Source organism: Thioclava sp. NG1 (assembly GCF_003122275.1).
Lineage (GTDB): Bacteria > Pseudomonadota > Alphaproteobacteria > Rhodobacterales > Rhodobacteraceae > Thioclava > Thioclava nitratireducens.
In genome coordinates this window covers 432,061-446,429 of sequence record NZ_QFBB01000004.1, presented here as the reverse complement: position 1 = coordinate 446,429, position 14,369 = coordinate 432,061, and the positions used below count along the sequence as shown (strand labels likewise).

14 protein-coding genes are annotated in these 14,369 nt (G+C 65.1%); 7 read left to right on the top strand and 7 right to left on the bottom strand.

What is annotated here, in order from left to right; translation table 11 throughout:
• Positions 1-197 precede the first annotated feature (197 nt).
• The 6 genes from DEM26_RS10475 (at position 198) to DEM26_RS10450 (ending at position 7,091) form a co-directional block, all read left to right on the top strand.
• Complete coding sequence (locus tag DEM26_RS10475) at positions 198-1,583, top strand: MBL fold metallo-hydrolase (RefSeq protein ID WP_109172345.1); 1,386 nt, start codon at positions 198-200, stop codon at positions 1,581-1,583.
• 28 nt (positions 1,584-1,611) lie between these two features.
• The gene (locus DEM26_RS10470; RefSeq protein ID WP_075776635.1) at positions 1,612-1,998 is read left to right on the top strand and encodes a DUF302 domain-containing protein; all 387 of its coding nucleotides are present in this window, start codon (positions 1,612-1,614) and stop codon (positions 1,996-1,998) included.
• A 146-nt stretch (positions 1,999-2,144) separates the two neighbouring features.
• Positions 2,145-2,639, top strand: coding sequence for a hypothetical protein (locus DEM26_RS10465; RefSeq protein WP_109172344.1), 495 nt, complete (start codon positions 2,145-2,147; stop codon positions 2,637-2,639).
• Positions 2,640-2,797: 158 nt separating this feature from the next.
• Positions 2,798-3,502: an ABC transporter ATP-binding protein gene (locus tag DEM26_RS10460; RefSeq protein WP_109172343.1), complete on the top strand. Its 705-nt coding sequence runs from the start codon at positions 2,798-2,800 to the stop codon at positions 3,500-3,502.
• 4 nt (positions 3,503-3,506) lie between these two features.
• Positions 3,507-5,870 (top strand): ABC transporter permease, encoded by a 2,364-nt coding sequence (locus DEM26_RS10455; RefSeq protein WP_158275112.1) that lies wholly within the window; start codon positions 3,507-3,509, stop codon positions 5,868-5,870.
• Between the two features lie 39 nt (positions 5,871-5,909).
• Positions 5,910-7,091, top strand: a complete 1,182-nt coding sequence (locus DEM26_RS10450; RefSeq protein WP_109172341.1) for an efflux RND transporter periplasmic adaptor subunit — start codon at positions 5,910-5,912, stop codon at positions 7,089-7,091.
• 73 nt (positions 7,092-7,164) lie between these two features.
• On the opposite strand, the gene DEM26_RS10445 is transcribed toward DEM26_RS10450, so the two are convergent.
• The 7 genes from DEM26_RS10445 to ehuB all read right to left on the bottom strand — a co-directional run bounded on the left by DEM26_RS10445 (position 7,165) and on the right by ehuB (position 13,269).
• On the bottom strand, positions 7,165-7,878 hold the full coding sequence (locus tag DEM26_RS10445; RefSeq protein WP_109172340.1) for a maleate cis-trans isomerase family protein: 714 nt from the start codon (positions 7,876-7,878) through the stop codon (positions 7,165-7,167).
• Positions 7,878-9,053 (bottom strand): M24 family metallopeptidase, encoded by a 1,176-nt coding sequence (locus tag DEM26_RS10440; RefSeq protein WP_109172339.1) that lies wholly within the window; start codon positions 9,051-9,053, stop codon positions 7,878-7,880. The genes DEM26_RS10445 and DEM26_RS10440 overlap by 1 nt, the downstream gene beginning before the upstream one ends.
• Positions 9,046-10,092: a pyridoxal-phosphate dependent enzyme gene (locus tag DEM26_RS10435; RefSeq protein WP_109172338.1), complete on the bottom strand. Its 1,047-nt coding sequence runs from the start codon at positions 10,090-10,092 to the stop codon at positions 9,046-9,048. Before DEM26_RS10435 ends, DEM26_RS10440 begins: the two co-directional genes overlap by 8 nt.
• Positions 10,093-10,194: 102 nt before the next feature.
• Entirely contained in the window at positions 10,195-11,010 is an 816-nt protein-coding gene (gene ehuA, locus DEM26_RS10430; protein ID WP_075776643.1) for an ectoine/hydroxyectoine ABC transporter ATP-binding protein EhuA, read from the bottom strand.
• A complete protein-coding gene (gene ehuD, locus DEM26_RS10425; RefSeq protein ID WP_075776644.1) occupies positions 11,010-11,681 on the bottom strand; it encodes an ectoine/hydroxyectoine ABC transporter permease subunit EhuD in 672 nt (223 codons plus the stop codon). The genes ehuA and ehuD overlap by 1 nt, the downstream gene beginning before the upstream one ends.
• Positions 11,682-11,684: 3 nt before the next feature.
• Complete coding sequence (gene ehuC / locus DEM26_RS10420) at positions 11,685-12,350, bottom strand: ectoine/hydroxyectoine ABC transporter permease subunit EhuC (RefSeq protein WP_075776645.1); 666 nt, start codon at positions 12,348-12,350, stop codon at positions 11,685-11,687.
• Positions 12,351-12,426: 76 nt separating this feature from the next.
• Positions 12,427-13,269, bottom strand: a complete 843-nt coding sequence (gene ehuB / locus DEM26_RS10415; protein WP_075776646.1) for an ectoine/hydroxyectoine ABC transporter substrate-binding protein EhuB — start codon at positions 13,267-13,269, stop codon at positions 12,427-12,429.
• 367 nt (positions 13,270-13,636) lie between these two features.
• Between ehuB and DEM26_RS10410 the strand changes: the two genes are divergently transcribed.
• Complete coding sequence (locus tag DEM26_RS10410; RefSeq protein WP_233243069.1) at positions 13,637-14,341, top strand: GntR family transcriptional regulator; 705 nt, start codon at positions 13,637-13,639, stop codon at positions 14,339-14,341.
• Positions 14,342-14,369 lie beyond the last annotated feature (28 nt).

The following is a 14,369-nucleotide window of genomic DNA, read 5'->3' as shown; positions in this document are numbered from 1 at the left end:
AGGCAAAAGGGGCGATCAATAACCCGCTCTCTCGGGCCTCTGAGCGATGAGCGCGCGTGGTTCTGGAAATGGGGTCACGCTCCTATCGCAACTTTATGCCTGACCGGCAGGATACATATTCAATTTTTGGAACATGAACCGCCCCCCGCGCATTCCTTCCGCAATCCCGAACGGACGGAAATTCGGAGGCAGATGACATGACCATGCGTTTTGAACAGATTCTCGCGGAAGGGATCGCCCAGTGCTCCTACCTGTTGGGCGACACTGGCAGCGGCACCGCCGCCGTCGTCGATCCCCGCCCCGATTGCGATATCTATATCGAGCGCGCGAAGGCGCTCGGCCTGACGATCACCCATGTATTCGAGACCCATATCCACGCCGACTTCCTGTCAGGCGCGCGCGAATTGGTGGACCGGCTGGATGGAGAACCCAAGCTTTGCGTCAGCGTCGAGGGCGGCGCCGAATATGATTTCGAGCATGAGGGCATCCGCGACGGCGACAAGTTCAGCTTCGGGCAACTCACGCTCGAGACGCGGCACACCCCGGGGCACACGCCCGAACACGTCTCCTTCCTGCTCTACGAGAAGGACAATGACGACCCCTGGGGCGTGCTCAGCGGGGATTCCTTCTTCGTGGATTCGGTCGGCCGCCCCGACCTCCTGGGCGACGACAAGACCGAGGAACTGACCGAGGCGCTGTTCCGCACCACGCAGGATTTCTACATGCAGCTGCCCGAGGGCGTTCTGGTCTATCCCTGCCACGGCGCGGGCTCGGCCTGCGGGCCGAATATCGGCGACCGGATGTCGACCAGCATCGCCTATGAGAAAGCCCATAACCAATATGCCCGGATCACCGATCTTGAGGCATTCAAGGACGCGATGACGAAGGACGCTCCGCCGGTGCCCACGCATTACCCGCGCCTCAAGAAGATCAATGCGGCGGGCCCCGAGGTAATGCACGGGTTGCCGCGCTGCATTGGCAAGAGCCCGAAGGAGTTCGAGGCGCTTATCGCCGACAAGGACGTGCAACTGGTCGATATCCGCGACATGCTCGCCTTCGGCGGCGGCTTCATCGAAGGCTCGCTCAATATCGGGCTGCAGCCGATCCTGTCGGTCTGGGCCGGATGGATGCTCGATCCCGACAAACCGATTGCGCTTGTGAGCGAAACGAGTGCCGAGATCGACGAGGCCGTGCTGCGGCTCTGGCGCGTCGGCTTCACGAAATTCGCGGGCTACCTGAACGGGGGCATCGCCGCGTGGCGCACCTCCGGGCGACCGCTTGCGCATATCCCGCAGGTCACCGTGCAGGAACTGAAGGGCAGCGATCTGACCCCGCTCGACGTGCGCAAGGACGAGGAATGGGACGGCGGCCGAATCCCCGGTGCGCTCCACCATTTCCTCGGCACGCTCGAAGACGAGATGGACGAACTCGACCGTTCCGCCGACTATGCGGTGTATTGTCAGGGCGGCTACCGCGCCAGCGTCGCCGCGAGCCTGCTGCACCGCGCGGGGTTCAAGAACGTCTCCGCGGTGCCGGGCAGCTTCGGCGCATGGTCCGCGCAGGACTACCCGGTCGAATCCTGAACCGCTCAACATCAGAGGATCCAAGACAATGAGCTACACCATCGACAAACGCCTCACCAATACCACGCTGGAAGAGGCCGACACCCGGACGCGCGAGGCCCTCAAGGAGCAGGGCTTCGGCGTGCTCACCGAAATCGACGTGCAGGCCACGATGAAGAAGAAGCTGGATGAGGACATGGCCGGCTACATGATCCTCGGCGCCTGCAACCCGAAGATGGCGCATCAGGCGATCCAGCTGGAGCCGAACGTCGGCGCGATGCTGCCCTGCAACGTCATTTTGCGGCAGGACGGCGCGGATATCCTCGTCTGCGCGATCGACCCGGCGGCCTCGATGATGGCGATCGACAACCCCCGGCTCAAGTCGGTCGCGGGCGACGTGCGCGACATGCTGGCAAAGGCGATCGAGGCGATTTGAGCTGAACCGGCCCGGCGGCGGACCACTGTCCGCTGCCGGAGCTTCGCGTCGCGCTCCCCCCGGGCGCCCCTTGCATTTCAGGCCCGTTTCGCGGGATACGACGGCCCGACGACCTCGCTGAGAGGTCAAGCCAAGCGAAGGCCAGTATGCCCCGGACCGACCGCCTCAAGACCGACTGTTCCCAATGCGCGGCGCTCTGTTGCGTGGTGCTGTCCTTCGACAAGGGCAAGGATTTCGCCTTCAGCAAGAACCCCGGAGAGCCCTGCCGGAACCTTTGCGGGCACGATTGCTCGATTCACGACAAACTGACCCAGAAAGGCATGGCAGGCTGCGTCGCCTATGATTGCCTCGGCTCCGGCAATCGGGTCGTGCAGGAGGTCTTCGGCGGCCAGTCGTGGCAGGAGGAACCGCGTCTGGCAGCGGTGATGATGGAAGCCTTCTCCGCCATGTGCGAGATCCACAAGCGGATCGACCTGCTGCGCGCTGCCGAGACCCTGTCGCTGGGACCGGACGACGAACGCAAACGCCGCGACTTCCTCGACCATCTCGAAGAGCATCAATGGACTGGCCCCGAACTCAACGAATTCGAATTCGGTCTGGCGCTGGAGATTGATCTCTTCGTCCACGGCCTCAGCGCGTGACGCCCGACGAACGGAAACGTCGCCTTCGACCGGTGAGGCGCGAACACCACGCGGACGCCCTCAACTCTCCCTCAGCCTCGACAAATTTTGACTGCCTGAAGAAGCTGTGATCTGATCCGGGACGGGTGACGCGCCCAATCTGTTTGAAGAGGCCGAGCGTGCAGCCTGCCTTTCGCACCGAAGCATTGTCGAAAACCTATGGCGAGGGACCAGCCGCGGTCCACGCCCTCAAAGACGTGACCCTGGAAATTCCGCGCAGCGAGGTCGTCGTGCTGCTCGGACCTTCGGGCAGCGGCAAATCCACCTTTCTAAACATCATCGGTGGGCTCGACAGACCAAGCTCGGGCCGGGCGTGGTTCGGCGATCAGAACCTGACCGAAATGTCCGACCGGGCGCTGACGCAATACCGGCGCAGCCATGTCGGTTTCGTCTTCCAGTTCTACAACCTGATGCCCAGCCTCACCGCGCGCGAGAATGTCGATCTGGTGACCGAGATTTCGCACGATCCGATGGACGCGGGCGAAGCGCTGCGGCTGGTCGGGCTGGAGGGACGACTCGACCATTTCCCGGCGCAGATGTCAGGCGGCGAGCAGCAGCGCGTCGCCATCGCGCGGGCCATCGCGAAGCGTCCGGCGGTGCTGTTTTGCGACGAGCCGACCGGGGCGCTCGACAGTATGACGGGGCGGCGCGTGCTGCAGGTGCTCAACGATGTGAACCGCGAGCTGGGCACGACCGTTCTGATCGTCACCCATGCGGCGGCGACGGCGGCGATGGCGCATCGCGTGCTGCATTTTACCGATGGCCAGCTGCGCGAGACGATCGTCAACGATACCCGCGCCGACCCCGCCGAGATCGAATGGTAAGCCGATGGCCCTGACCGTTCTCCATCGCAAGCTCTTCCGCGACCTCTGGCGAATCCGGGCGCAGGCGCTGGCGATCTCGGCGGTCGTCGCTCTGGGCGTGATGGTACAGGTGATGATGGCGGGGCTGACCGATACGCTCACCGTCACCCGCGACGCCTATTTCGAGCGGCACCGGCTTGCGCAGGTCTTCGAGCCGCTCACCCGCGCGCCCAGCTCGATGATGGAACAAGTCAACGCGATTCCCGGCGTGCTGGCCGCCGAAGGGCGGGTCAGCGGTTTCGGCCGGATCGACGCGGACGGGGGCGAGCCGATACAGGCGCGTGTCCTGTCGCTACCCGGCCCCGCAGGCCTCAACGGTATCCTGATGACGGCGGGCCGGAAGCCGATCGCGGGGCGCAGCGACGAGGTCGTGCTGCTCGACACATTCGCAGCCGCGCGCGGGATCGCGCTTGGCGATACGCTCGGCGTCACCGTCGAGGGACGTCACCAGCGCTTGCAGGTCGTCGGTTTCGCCCGCGCGCCGGAGTTCCTGTTCATGCCCGCGCCGGGCGAATTCTTTCCCAACGACGGTCGCTTCGCCGTGATCTGGATGGAGCGCAAGGCAGCGGCCGCCGTGCTCGATCTCGACGGGGCGTTCAACGAGGTGCTGGCGCTCACCACGCGCGAGCGGCCGCGCAAGGCGGTGCTCGCCGATCTCGACAGGCTGATGGCGCCCTATGGCGGCGGCGCGGGCTTCGTTCAGGATCAGCAGACCTCTGCGCGCTTCATCGAGGAAGAACTAAAGGGCCTGCGCCAGTCGCGGCTGTTCCTGCCACCGATCTTTCTCGCAGTTGCGGCCTTCCTGCTCAATGTGACGATCACACGTATCGTGCAGGCCGAGCGGCGCGAGATCGGGCTGATGAAAGCCTTCGGTCACAGCGGGGCGGAGATCGCAGGCCATTACCTCGAAATGGCACTGATGATCGCCTTCGCCGGCGCGCTGCTCGGATCGGCTCTGGGCGTGATGCTTGGGCGGTCTCTGACCGGTCTCTACATGGAATTCTACAAATTCCCCTACCTCGTCTTCTCGATGCATCCCGGCCCCTTCGCCGGGGGCCTCGCCTTCTCGCTGATCGCCGCCGCGCTCGGGGCGGCGATCGCGTTGCGCACGGTGTTCCGCCTGACGCCCGCCGAGGCGATGCGTCCCCCGGCCCCGGCCGATTTTACCCATGGCAGGGTCGGCTTCCTCGCGATCGTCACGAAATTCCTCGACCAGCCTGGGCGGATGATCCTGCGTCAGATCACGCGGCAACCTGTACGCAGCCTCGGCACCATCGCGGGCGTGGCCGCGGGCCTCGCGCTGAACATGGCGATGCTGATGATCTATTCGGGCTTCGATCACACGATGGACGTCACCTTCGGCTTTGCCGACCGCTCCGACGCGACGGTGAGCTTCATCCACCCCGTCTCGCGCGATGTGACACATGAGATTGCGCACCTTCCCGGCGTGCTGGAGGCTGAGCCGACGCGCTACGTGCCGGTCCTCTTCCGCAACGGCGTCATCACCCATCGCGGCGAACTGACCGGCCTGTCGGAGGATGCGCAGCTCAATCGCGCGCTGCGGCCCGATCTGGAGCCGATCGCCCTGCCCGCGCAGGGCGTCGTGATCTCGCGGGGGCTCGCGGATGTGCTGAAACTTGAGCCGGGCAAAAACCTCACCGCCGAAGTCACCGAGGGCCGCAAGCGGACCCTCTCGCTGCCCGTCGCTGCGATCTCCGACACATTGCTGGGCGCTCCGGCCTATATGCGCCTCGACTCGCTGACCCGGGCCGTGGGCGAGGCGGACCGGATCACCTCCGTCTCGATCCGTACCCAAGGTGCACCGTCGCCGGAGCTTCTGCACGAGCTGCGCGCGCGCCCCAAGGTCGCGGGCGTCTCGATAAAATCCGACAGTCTCGCCGCGTTCCGGGAGATTGCCGACGAGGGCGCGGGCCAGATGCGTTTCGTCTTCGGCGCGATCGCCTTCGTGCTGAGCTTCGGCATCGTTTACAACGCCGCGCGCAACGCCTTCTCCGAACGTGCGCATGAGTTGGCGAGCCTGCGAGTGCTGGGCTTCACCCGCGGGGAAGTGACGCTGATCCTCGCCGGGGAGATCACTGTACTCGTGGCCTGTGCGCTCCCGGTCGGGATCTGGTTCGGCTGGACACTCGCCCAGTTGATCGCGCGGGTTTTCTCCAATGAACTCTACCGGGTCAGCGTCAGCTTCGATCTACCCAGCATCGCGACCGCGGTGCTGGTCGTAGTCTCGGCGACGCTGGCCTCGATCCTGATGTTGCGCCGCGCGCTGGATCGGTTGAACATGATCTCGGCGCTCAAGGCGAGGGACTGACCCGTGACACCAAAACCCCGAACCAGATGGCTCATTCTCATGCTGATCGGCCTGATCGCGGCGGGCGCTATCGCCGCGCTGCTCTGGCCGCAGCCGCAGACCGTCGACATGGGCGAGGTTACGCGCGGTCCGATGAAGCTCGTCATTGAAGATGATGGCCGGACCCGCGTCAGCGAAAGCTACACGGTCTCGACCCCGGTCAGCGGCAGGCTACAGCGGCTCGATATCCATGTCGGCGATCATGTCGTCGCGAACGAGACAATCGTCGCCCGGATGCGCCCCGCCCTGCCCGCCGTTCTGGATGCCCGCAGCCGGGCACAGGCAGAGGCCGCGCTCGCCGAAGCGCAGGCCGCGCTCAGCGCGGCTCAAGGCGATTACCGCGCCGCCGTCGCGATGCGCGAACAGGCCGATAGCGATCTCGCGCGGTCACAGAGGCTCGCGCTTTCCGGCACGATCAGCCAGTCCAAGCTGGACCGCGATCAGATCAACGCCGATTACGCCGCTGCACAGGAAGCCGCCGCGAAAGCCGCCATCGCGATGCGCGAGGCGGCGCTGGCCTCCGCAAAATCCGTGCTGCAGAACGATGCCGCCGCGAGCAACAGCGACGGGGCCGAGCCGATCCCCCTTTATGCCCCCGCGACCGGAACCGTGCTGCAAATCCTGCAGGAAAACGAGACCGTGCTCTCGGCCGGCTCCCCGATCATGGAAATCGGCGACATCTCGGAGGGGCTCGAGGTGGTGGCCGATCTTCTGTCGCGCGATGCGGTGCGCGTACGCCTCGGCGATCCGGTGGAGATCACCGATTGGGGCGGGCCGGACGTGCTCGAAGGCAAGGTGGTCCGCATCGACCCGTCAGGCACCACGAAGGTTTCGGCCTTGGGCGTCGAGGAACAGCGGGTGGGCGTGGTCATCGCCTTCACCGGCGATGCCGCGCAACGGGCGGGGCTGGGCCACGGCTTTCAGGTGACCGCGCGGATCGTCGTCTGGCAGAACCCCGATGCGCTGCGGGTGCCGTCGAGCGCGCTATTCCGGCGCGGCACCGGCTGGGCTGTCTTCAAAGTCGAAGACGGGCGCGCGCGGGAAGTGAACGTGGAAGTCGGGACCGATAACGGCACCTATGCCGAGCTTCAGGACGGTCTGAGCGAAGGCGACCGTGTCGTGCTCTATCCGGTCGAAACGCTGGAAGATGGCGCGCCGGTGGAGGCAAGGTCCGGCGGCTGACGTCTCCGTAGCGGACCATTGATTCCCTCGCGCGACCGACCGGATGGCCGGCCAGCCATTCAACTGCCCTGTCTCATCCCGGCGCCGCGATTCCTGCGAGCTTTCGCATGTACCACGCAAGCGCCTGGTTCGAACTGAGCACCGGCATCCCGAGCTCCGCTCTCAACCCCGGCAAGATCCCCTGCGTGCGCAGGTTGGTGCAGGACAGGAAAATCCCGTCCAGACGCGCCTGCCCCGCAAGGCTCCGCGCAGCCTCCGCGATAGAGGCCGGGTCGATCCGCGCCACGCGCGCCTCCGCTTCCTCGCCGAAAGAGAGCGTCGCGGGGACGGTGATCCCTTCAGCGACGAAGGCCGCCCGCAAAGGCTCCGCGACCGAAGCGACATAGGGCGAGACGATCCCCACCCGCTCCAGCCCCAGATCCGCAATCGCGGCCAACGCGGCGCTCAGCGGATCGGTCACATGCCGCGTCGTGACGCCCGCCATGACATTCGCCCGCACCTCGTCTGGGCCGATCAGCGCCGCGCCAGAGGTGCAGCCATAACCCACCACGTCGAACTTCGCCGCAGGTGGCAGCAGCGCCGCAGCACCGCTCAGGGCGCGCTCCATCTCTGCAATGCTCGACGGGGTCAGGTCGTCGCCGGAATGAACGCGCGTGACATGCATCCGCGCGTAGTCCGGCGGGATGTAGCGGCGGAACTCGTCCTCGATGGTCTCGTCCACGCGCAGCACGATCAGCCCCATCGTGGGCGTGGCGTCTTCGCGAAGACGATAGGGGAAATCGGCCATCAGCTCAGCTCCGGCAAGGTTTCGGGGGCGCGTGGCGAAAGCAGCTCCGCCCCGGTCGCGCGCAGGACGATGTTTTCTTCATGAACCAGCAGGCGGCGCGGGCCCTGCGCAGGCTCGACCCACGCGCCGGGTTCTAGCGTCAGCACCATGCCCTCGCGCAGTTCGGTGTCGTCGCGCGGGGTGAAGGAGGGCCATTCGGTCAGCGTGATCCCCAGCCCATGGCCCAGGCGTCCGCTGCCCGCCTCAATACCGCGCGCCGCCAGCCCCTCGACCAGCAGACGATGCGCATCATGCGCCCACATGCCGGGCCGCAGCAGCGCCATCGCCGCCTCGGTCACCTCCCAGAGCGCGGCATGGGTGCGCCGCACCGGATCCGACGCCAGACCGACCGAGAAATTGCGATCGAAATCGCAGAAATACCCGTCGCGCACCGCGCCGGTATCCAGCATCAGTATGTCCCCGATTTGGAGCGGTTCGGGCCCGGCGGGCGAGATCACATCGTCATAGCCCGACGGTCCCGACGCCCCGGCGACATAGCTGACCCAGTCGGCTCCTTCCTCCAGCAGCGCGGACTGGAAGGCGCGGAAGATACCGTCGAGCGGGCGCCCCTGCCCCGCGAATTCCGGCACCCGCGCGAAGGCGCGGCCCGCGATGGCGCAGGCCCTGCGGATCTTCTCGATCTCCGCCGCGCTCTTGATTTCACGCACCCGCTGGATCGCGGCGGTGCCGTCGATGAAGCGGCGCGGCGCGATACGCTCCCCAAGCCGCGCGTAATCCGCGAGCGGCATCCGCAGCTGGGTCTCCAACCCCATCGGCACGCCGATCCGCGCGCTCTCGGGCAGCAGATCGCCGAACGTCTCGGCAAGCAGGCTCACGCCGTCATCCACAGGGTCGGGCGCCTCCCATGTCCGGATCTGCGTCATCCAGGTGCGGCCCATCAGTTCCGCCCCGATCGAGGGGATCACCGCGACCGGCGCACCGCTGGCCGGAACGATCACGAACCACGGGCGCGCGGGGCTTTCCCAGAACCGGGTCAGGAAACCCGTGACGTAGAAGATATCCGCAGCCGAGGTCAGGAACAGCGCATCCAGATCCTGTGCGCTCATCTCGGCCTGAAGGCGAGCGACGCGGGTGCGAAACTCCTCGGCCGGGAAGATGAGCGAGCGCTCAGCCATCTTCGGGGCCTTCGCTGAGGATCGCGAGAACGCGCGCCTCCGGTCCCAGCGACAGCCCGGCAAGCAGAGCCGCCAGCCCGGCGCCGCCCGAAGGCGTCGTGGCCAGCCCGTGCGCGGCGAGGATATCGACGCCGGACTGCGCCTCGGCTTCGGTGATCGTGGCGAAGCGATCCGCATCGCGCGACAAACCCGCCAGCGCCACCATCGAAGGTGTCTTGCAATCGAGCCGCCCCATCGCAGAGACCGGCCCTTGCGTGGTCACCAGATGCCCTGCGCGAATGCTCTCGATCAGCGCGGGGGCCGCGTCGGGTTCGACCACGATGATCTGAGGCGCATCGCCCCATTCCATCCGCGCATGAGCGGCGACGGCTGCCGCGAGACCACCAACGCCCGCCTGCAGCAGAATATGGGTGGGCGGCGCTTGGATCTGCGCGACGGCCTCCTCCGCAAGCTGGGTGTAACCCTCCATCACCCGCAGCGGCAGATCGACATAGCCCTCCCACGAGCTGTCCGACAAAAGCGTCCAGCCATTCTCGGTAGCCGCCTGCTCGGCGGCTTGCATGCTGGCCTCGTATTCCGCACCCGCCCGCACGACCTCCGCCCCGCGTGCCTCCAACCGCGCGGCGAAGGCCTCAGGCACGGTCTCGGCGAGATAGATGATCGCGCGGGCGCCGAATATCCGCGCTCCTGCCGCGACTGACAGGCCATGATTGCCTGCACTGGCCGCGACATAGGTCTCGCCGGCGAGAGCTGTCTGAAGATCGTCGCCCTCCGCTCGCGCCGCAGCCTCCCGGGCGATCGCATGGACCGCGCCCAGCGCTTTGAAGCTGCCGAGCCCCATGCGCTCACGCTCGTCCTTGATCCAGACCTCACCGACCCCGGCAAGCCGCGCGATCTCGGGCGCCGCGCGCAGCGGGGTCTTGTGATGTGCCGGACAGCGCGCAAGCAGACTGGCCACGCCCGACGCATCGGCAATTGGCATGACGTCGTCCGGGTCGAGCCCGTCGCCGCGCCAAGGGTTGTCTATCGTGATCGGCATGTCGGACCCTCGCTGCGATGGAACCACGCCCATAAGGCAACGAGACGTCCGCGCACGCAATGGCCATTTCAGAAAGACCATTGCGCGACATCGTGAGGCGCGTCAGTCCGCCTCTTTCACCGCCGAGAGGAATTGCTGCGTGCGCTCTTTCTGCGGATTGCCGAACAAATCGTCGGGGGCGCCCTGCTCTTCGATCTTGCCGTCGTAGAAGAAGCAGACCCGATCCGAGATGTCCTTCGCGAAGCCCATCTGGTGCGTCACCATCAGCATCGTCAGATTGTGCTTCTCCACCAGCGAGCGGATCACGTTCGTCACCTCGCCGATCACCTCCGGGTCGAGCGCGGAGGTCACCTCGTCGAACAGCATCACCTTGGGCCGCATCGCCAGCGCGCGTGCGATCGCGACGCGCTGCTGTTGACCGCCCGAGAGCCGCGAGGGGTGCTGGTCGCGCTTGTCGGACATGCCGACGAGTTCCAGCAGTTCCTCGGCCCGTTCGCGCGCCTCGGCCTTCTTCATGCCCAGCACCTGCACCGGGCCCTCCATGCAGTTCTCCAGCGCGGTCATATGCGGGAAGAGATTGAAATGCTGGAAGCACATGCCGATCTGACTGCGGGCCTTGCGCAGATACTTGCGGTCCGCGGGCACCAGCTTCCCGTTCTTCTCCATATGGGTCAGCGGCTTGCCGTCCACGTAGATCACGCCCTCGTTGATCGTCTCGAGCGTCATCAGCATCCGCAGCACGGTCGTCTTGCCCGAGCCGGAGGGGCCGATGATCGTGACCATTTCCCCCTCGGCCACATCGAGATCGAGCTGGTCGAGCACCACCAGATCGCCATAGCGTTTGGTGACTTTCAGGAACCGCACCATCGGCACGTCGTCGCCCGTCAGTTCGAGCGGATAGTTCGAAAGATCTTCCATCATTTCAATCCGAGTTTACGCCGCACGCGATCCTCGAAGACGCGGATCAGGGCAGCGGTGGGAAGCGAGATGGCGAGGAAGATAACCCCCACCAGCGTATAGGGTTCGAGATAGCGATAGCTCGACGAGCCGATCGCGTTCGCTGTGTGCATCAGTTCGGCCACCCCGATCACCGAGAGCATCGGCGTGTCCTTGAAGATCCCCACGAGGTAGTTGCCCATCCCCGCCAGCGCGGGCGGGATGGCCTGTGGGATCACGATCCGCCAATAGGTATCGCGGGTCGACATGTTCAGCGCGGTGCAAGCCTCCCATTGGCCCTTCGGCACCGCGTCGAGACCGCCGCGATAGACCTCCGACAGGTAGGCCGAATAGTGCAGACCGATCGCGATCATGCCCGCCGTCCACGGCCCCAGCTTCAGGCCGAATTGCGGACCGACGTAATAGACGAAGAAGATCTGCAGGATCAGCGGGGTCGAGCGGATGAACTCGATGAATTCGCGAACGACCTTGGTCAGCGCCCAGTAGGGCGTCCGCTGCGCCAGCGCGAAGACCATGCCCAGCACAACCGCGATCGCATAGCCCAGACCCGCCGCCATCAGCGTGTTGAGCGTCGCATGCATCAGCTTGGGCAGGATTTCCCAAGTGAATTCCCAGTTCCAGTTGAACCCCATGGATCAGGCCCTCCCCAGCTTGCGCCGCATGACCAGCTCGAGCCAGCGCATGAACGGCGTCACGATGAAGCGCGCGAAGATGTAGTAGACGATCAGTGCCGTCCCGAAGGTCTGCGCCGAGAGGAAGGTCGAGCCATTGATCTGCTTCGCCTCGAACATCAGGTCCGACACGGAGATCAGCGCGACCAGCGCGGTGTTCTTCAGCAGTTCGATCAGCAGGTTGCCCCACGGCGGCAGCATGTTGACGAACGCCTGCGGCAGGATGATCCGCCACATCCGCTTCATCGGGCTCATCGACAGCGCATAGGCCGCCTCCCATTGCCCTTTCGGTACGGATTGGATGCCGCCGCGCACCAGCTCGGCGCCGTATGCGCCGAGGTTCATCCCCACCGCGACGAAGCCCGCGGTGAATTTCGGCAGGGTCAGTCCGAACAGCGGCAGCACGAAGAAGATCCAGTAGAGCTGGACCAGCAGCGAGGTGCCGCGGAAAATTTCGATATAAACGACGGCGATGCCCCGGATCAGCCCGTTGCGCGAGAGCTTCATCAGCCCTGCGACGAGCGCGATGACGATCGCCAGAGCGGAGGCCAGAAAGAACTGCCCCGCCGTTACGAGCGTGCCGTCCCAGAAGCGCGGCCCGTACTCTTTCAAGAATTCTATGTAGCTCATTCCCGTCCCGCCCCGGCGGTGAATGTCAAAATGGACGGGCCATGCACAGGCCCGTCCATGTCTTCAGCATTTGCGCTTAGCGCATCTTGCAGACTTCAGCCGAGGTCTTGTCGCCCGGCAGGTTGCCTTTCGAGTAGCCGTACTCGCCGACCGCTTTCATCATCGCGTCCGAACCGAGATACTTCTTCTGGGCTTCGTTGAACTTGTCGACGAAGTCCTGATCCGCTTTGCGGAAGCCGATGCCGACCCAGTTCTGGGTCCATTCAGGCAGCTGGCTCACGTCCGACACCTCGACCGCGCCGTCCGATTGATCGGCAAGGTTCTGCGCGGTGAAGTAGGTCACGCCACCTGCATCCGCGCGGCCCGCTTTCACGGCGGCGAGGATTTCGGTCGGGCCCGGCACGGTCATCACGTTGCTATCCGGGATACCGCCCTTCTTGGCGGACTCCACCTGGTTATAGCCCGCGCCCGTCACGAAGGTCGCGCCAGCCTTGGCGATCTGTTCGTAGTTGTTCAGGTTCTTCGGGTTGCCCTTGGGCACGATGAACGCATCGCCGACTTTCGCCATCGGCTCAGAGAAGGCAACGTTCTGGCAGCGCGAGTTGAGGATGTAGAGACCGCCGGTGACCATGTCGAAGCGGTTCGCGTTGAGGCCCGGGATCAACCCGCCCCAATCGGTCACGACGGGGGTGATGTTGTCATAGCCCATCTCGTGGAGCACACCCAGAACATAGGCGTTCACGAAGCCCAGCGGCTTGTTGTTTTCGCCCGGGTAGGCCCACGGAACTTCGTTCGCGAAGCCGATGCGGATCGGCTCGCCCGAATTGATACGGTCCATCAGGGGGCCAGCGAGTGCGGCGCTTGCGCTCAGCGCGATGCCGATGCCGGCGGCGGCGACAGATTTCAAGATCGATTTCATGCGTCTCTCCCGTTGGTTCTTGTTGACGGGAAGCCCAAGCCTCCCGCGATTGATGTACACAACACCTATGAGTTTCTCCGGAGTGTCAAGCAGATCGCATTGATTATACTGGGGCAAAAAGCAGATATCGTAGACCGATAAAGAGCTAAACGCATATGTTGTGCACCAATGCCGGAGCTTTGAGCATTGAACGCGCATGTGTGTGCGCCGGTTCCGCCGAAGGCCGTCGTTTCGTGCCGATTGCGCCGCCCGGCTCTCCGCAATATCTGCGGCTGAAACGCCCCATGGGGGAGGACGCGGCCAAGCGGATTGACCTGCGCGCCTCCGCCGCCGATCATGGCTTTGCGCGAACAGACGACAGAACTCTATGGACGACATCTCCATGATCCCCCGGCAAACCGATCCGGAGCGGCTCCGCGCCCGCGACCGCTACGATCTCATTCACGACGAAATTCGCAGCCGCATCTGCCTGCTCGATTACCCGCCGGGAATGCGCTTGTCGGAGACCGCGCTCGCGTCAGAATTCGGCATCTCGCGGACTCCGCTGCGTCGGGTGCTGGCGCGGCTCGAGGACGAGGGGATGCTGCGCTCCATGCATGGGGTCGGCACCTTCGTCACCGACGTCGATTACACCGAGCTTGGGCAGGTCTTCCGGCTGCGGCGCGAGCTCGCCGTGCTGCAGACGAGCCTCGATCCGGTGCCGCCCAGCGCCGCGCTGATCGCGCGTTTCGTCACCTTTCAGGAGCGCGGCCGCGAACTGGTCGATGCACCCACCGCCAGGGCCTTTTCGGAGCTCGACCGCGACACCTTCCTCGCCTTGTTGGAGCTGACCGCGAATGCACCGCTCCGGACGATGTCGGCGGCGCTGTATTTCCGCACGGCGCGGATCTGGCTACAGCAGGTCACGGCTTCGCAGATCGACCTGATGCAGGAAATCGAGATCTACAACAACGAGCTGCGCGACATGCTGCGCGCGCTGCGGCTCGGCGATCTCGACGCGCTCGGCCATATGAGGCGCGGCCACATCTCGATGAGCTTCGCGCGGATGCCGGCATTGGTCAAAGCGTCCTGAAGGATTGTCCCCCTTTCACTGCGACGTG

Bases quoted from the DNA above. Each gene is read 5' to 3' on its own strand.
- ehuB (WP_075776646.1), bottom strand. From the start codon at position 13,269: ATGAAATCGATCTTGAAATCTGTCGCCGCCGCCGGCATCGGCATCGCG.
- DEM26_RS10465 (WP_109172344.1), top strand. From the start codon at position 2,145: ATGCCCCGGACCGACCGCCTCAAGACCGACTGTTCCCAATGCGCGGCG.
- DEM26_RS10455 (WP_158275112.1), top strand. From the start codon at position 3,507: ATGGCCCTGACCGTTCTCCATCGCAAGCTCTTCCGCGACCTCTGGCGA.
- DEM26_RS10470 (WP_075776635.1), top strand. From the start codon at position 1,612: ATGAGCTACACCATCGACAAACGCCTCACCAATACCACGCTGGAAGAG.
- DEM26_RS10410 (WP_233243069.1), top strand. From the start codon at position 13,637: ATGGACGACATCTCCATGATCCCCCGGCAAACCGATCCGGAGCGGCTC.
- DEM26_RS10440 (WP_109172339.1), bottom strand. From the start codon at position 9,053: ATGGCTGAGCGCTCGCTCATCTTCCCGGCCGAGGAGTTTCGCACCCGC.
- DEM26_RS10445 (WP_109172340.1), bottom strand. From the start codon at position 7,878: ATGGCCGATTTCCCCTATCGTCTTCGCGAAGACGCCACGCCCACGATG.
- ehuC (WP_075776645.1), bottom strand. From the start codon at position 12,350: ATGAGCTACATAGAATTCTTGAAAGAGTACGGGCCGCGCTTCTGGGAC.
- DEM26_RS10435 (WP_109172338.1), bottom strand. From the start codon at position 10,092: ATGCCGATCACGATAGACAACCCTTGGCGCGGCGACGGGCTCGACCCG.
- DEM26_RS10475 (WP_109172345.1), top strand. From the start codon at position 198: ATGACCATGCGTTTTGAACAGATTCTCGCGGAAGGGATCGCCCAGTGC.
- ehuD (WP_075776644.1), bottom strand. From the start codon at position 11,681: ATGGGGTTCAACTGGAACTGGGAATTCACTTGGGAAATCCTGCCCAAG.
- DEM26_RS10450 (WP_109172341.1), top strand. From the start codon at position 5,910: ATGCTGATCGGCCTGATCGCGGCGGGCGCTATCGCCGCGCTGCTCTGG.
- ehuA (WP_075776643.1), bottom strand. From the start codon at position 11,010: ATGGAAGATCTTTCGAACTATCCGCTCGAACTGACGGGCGACGACGTG.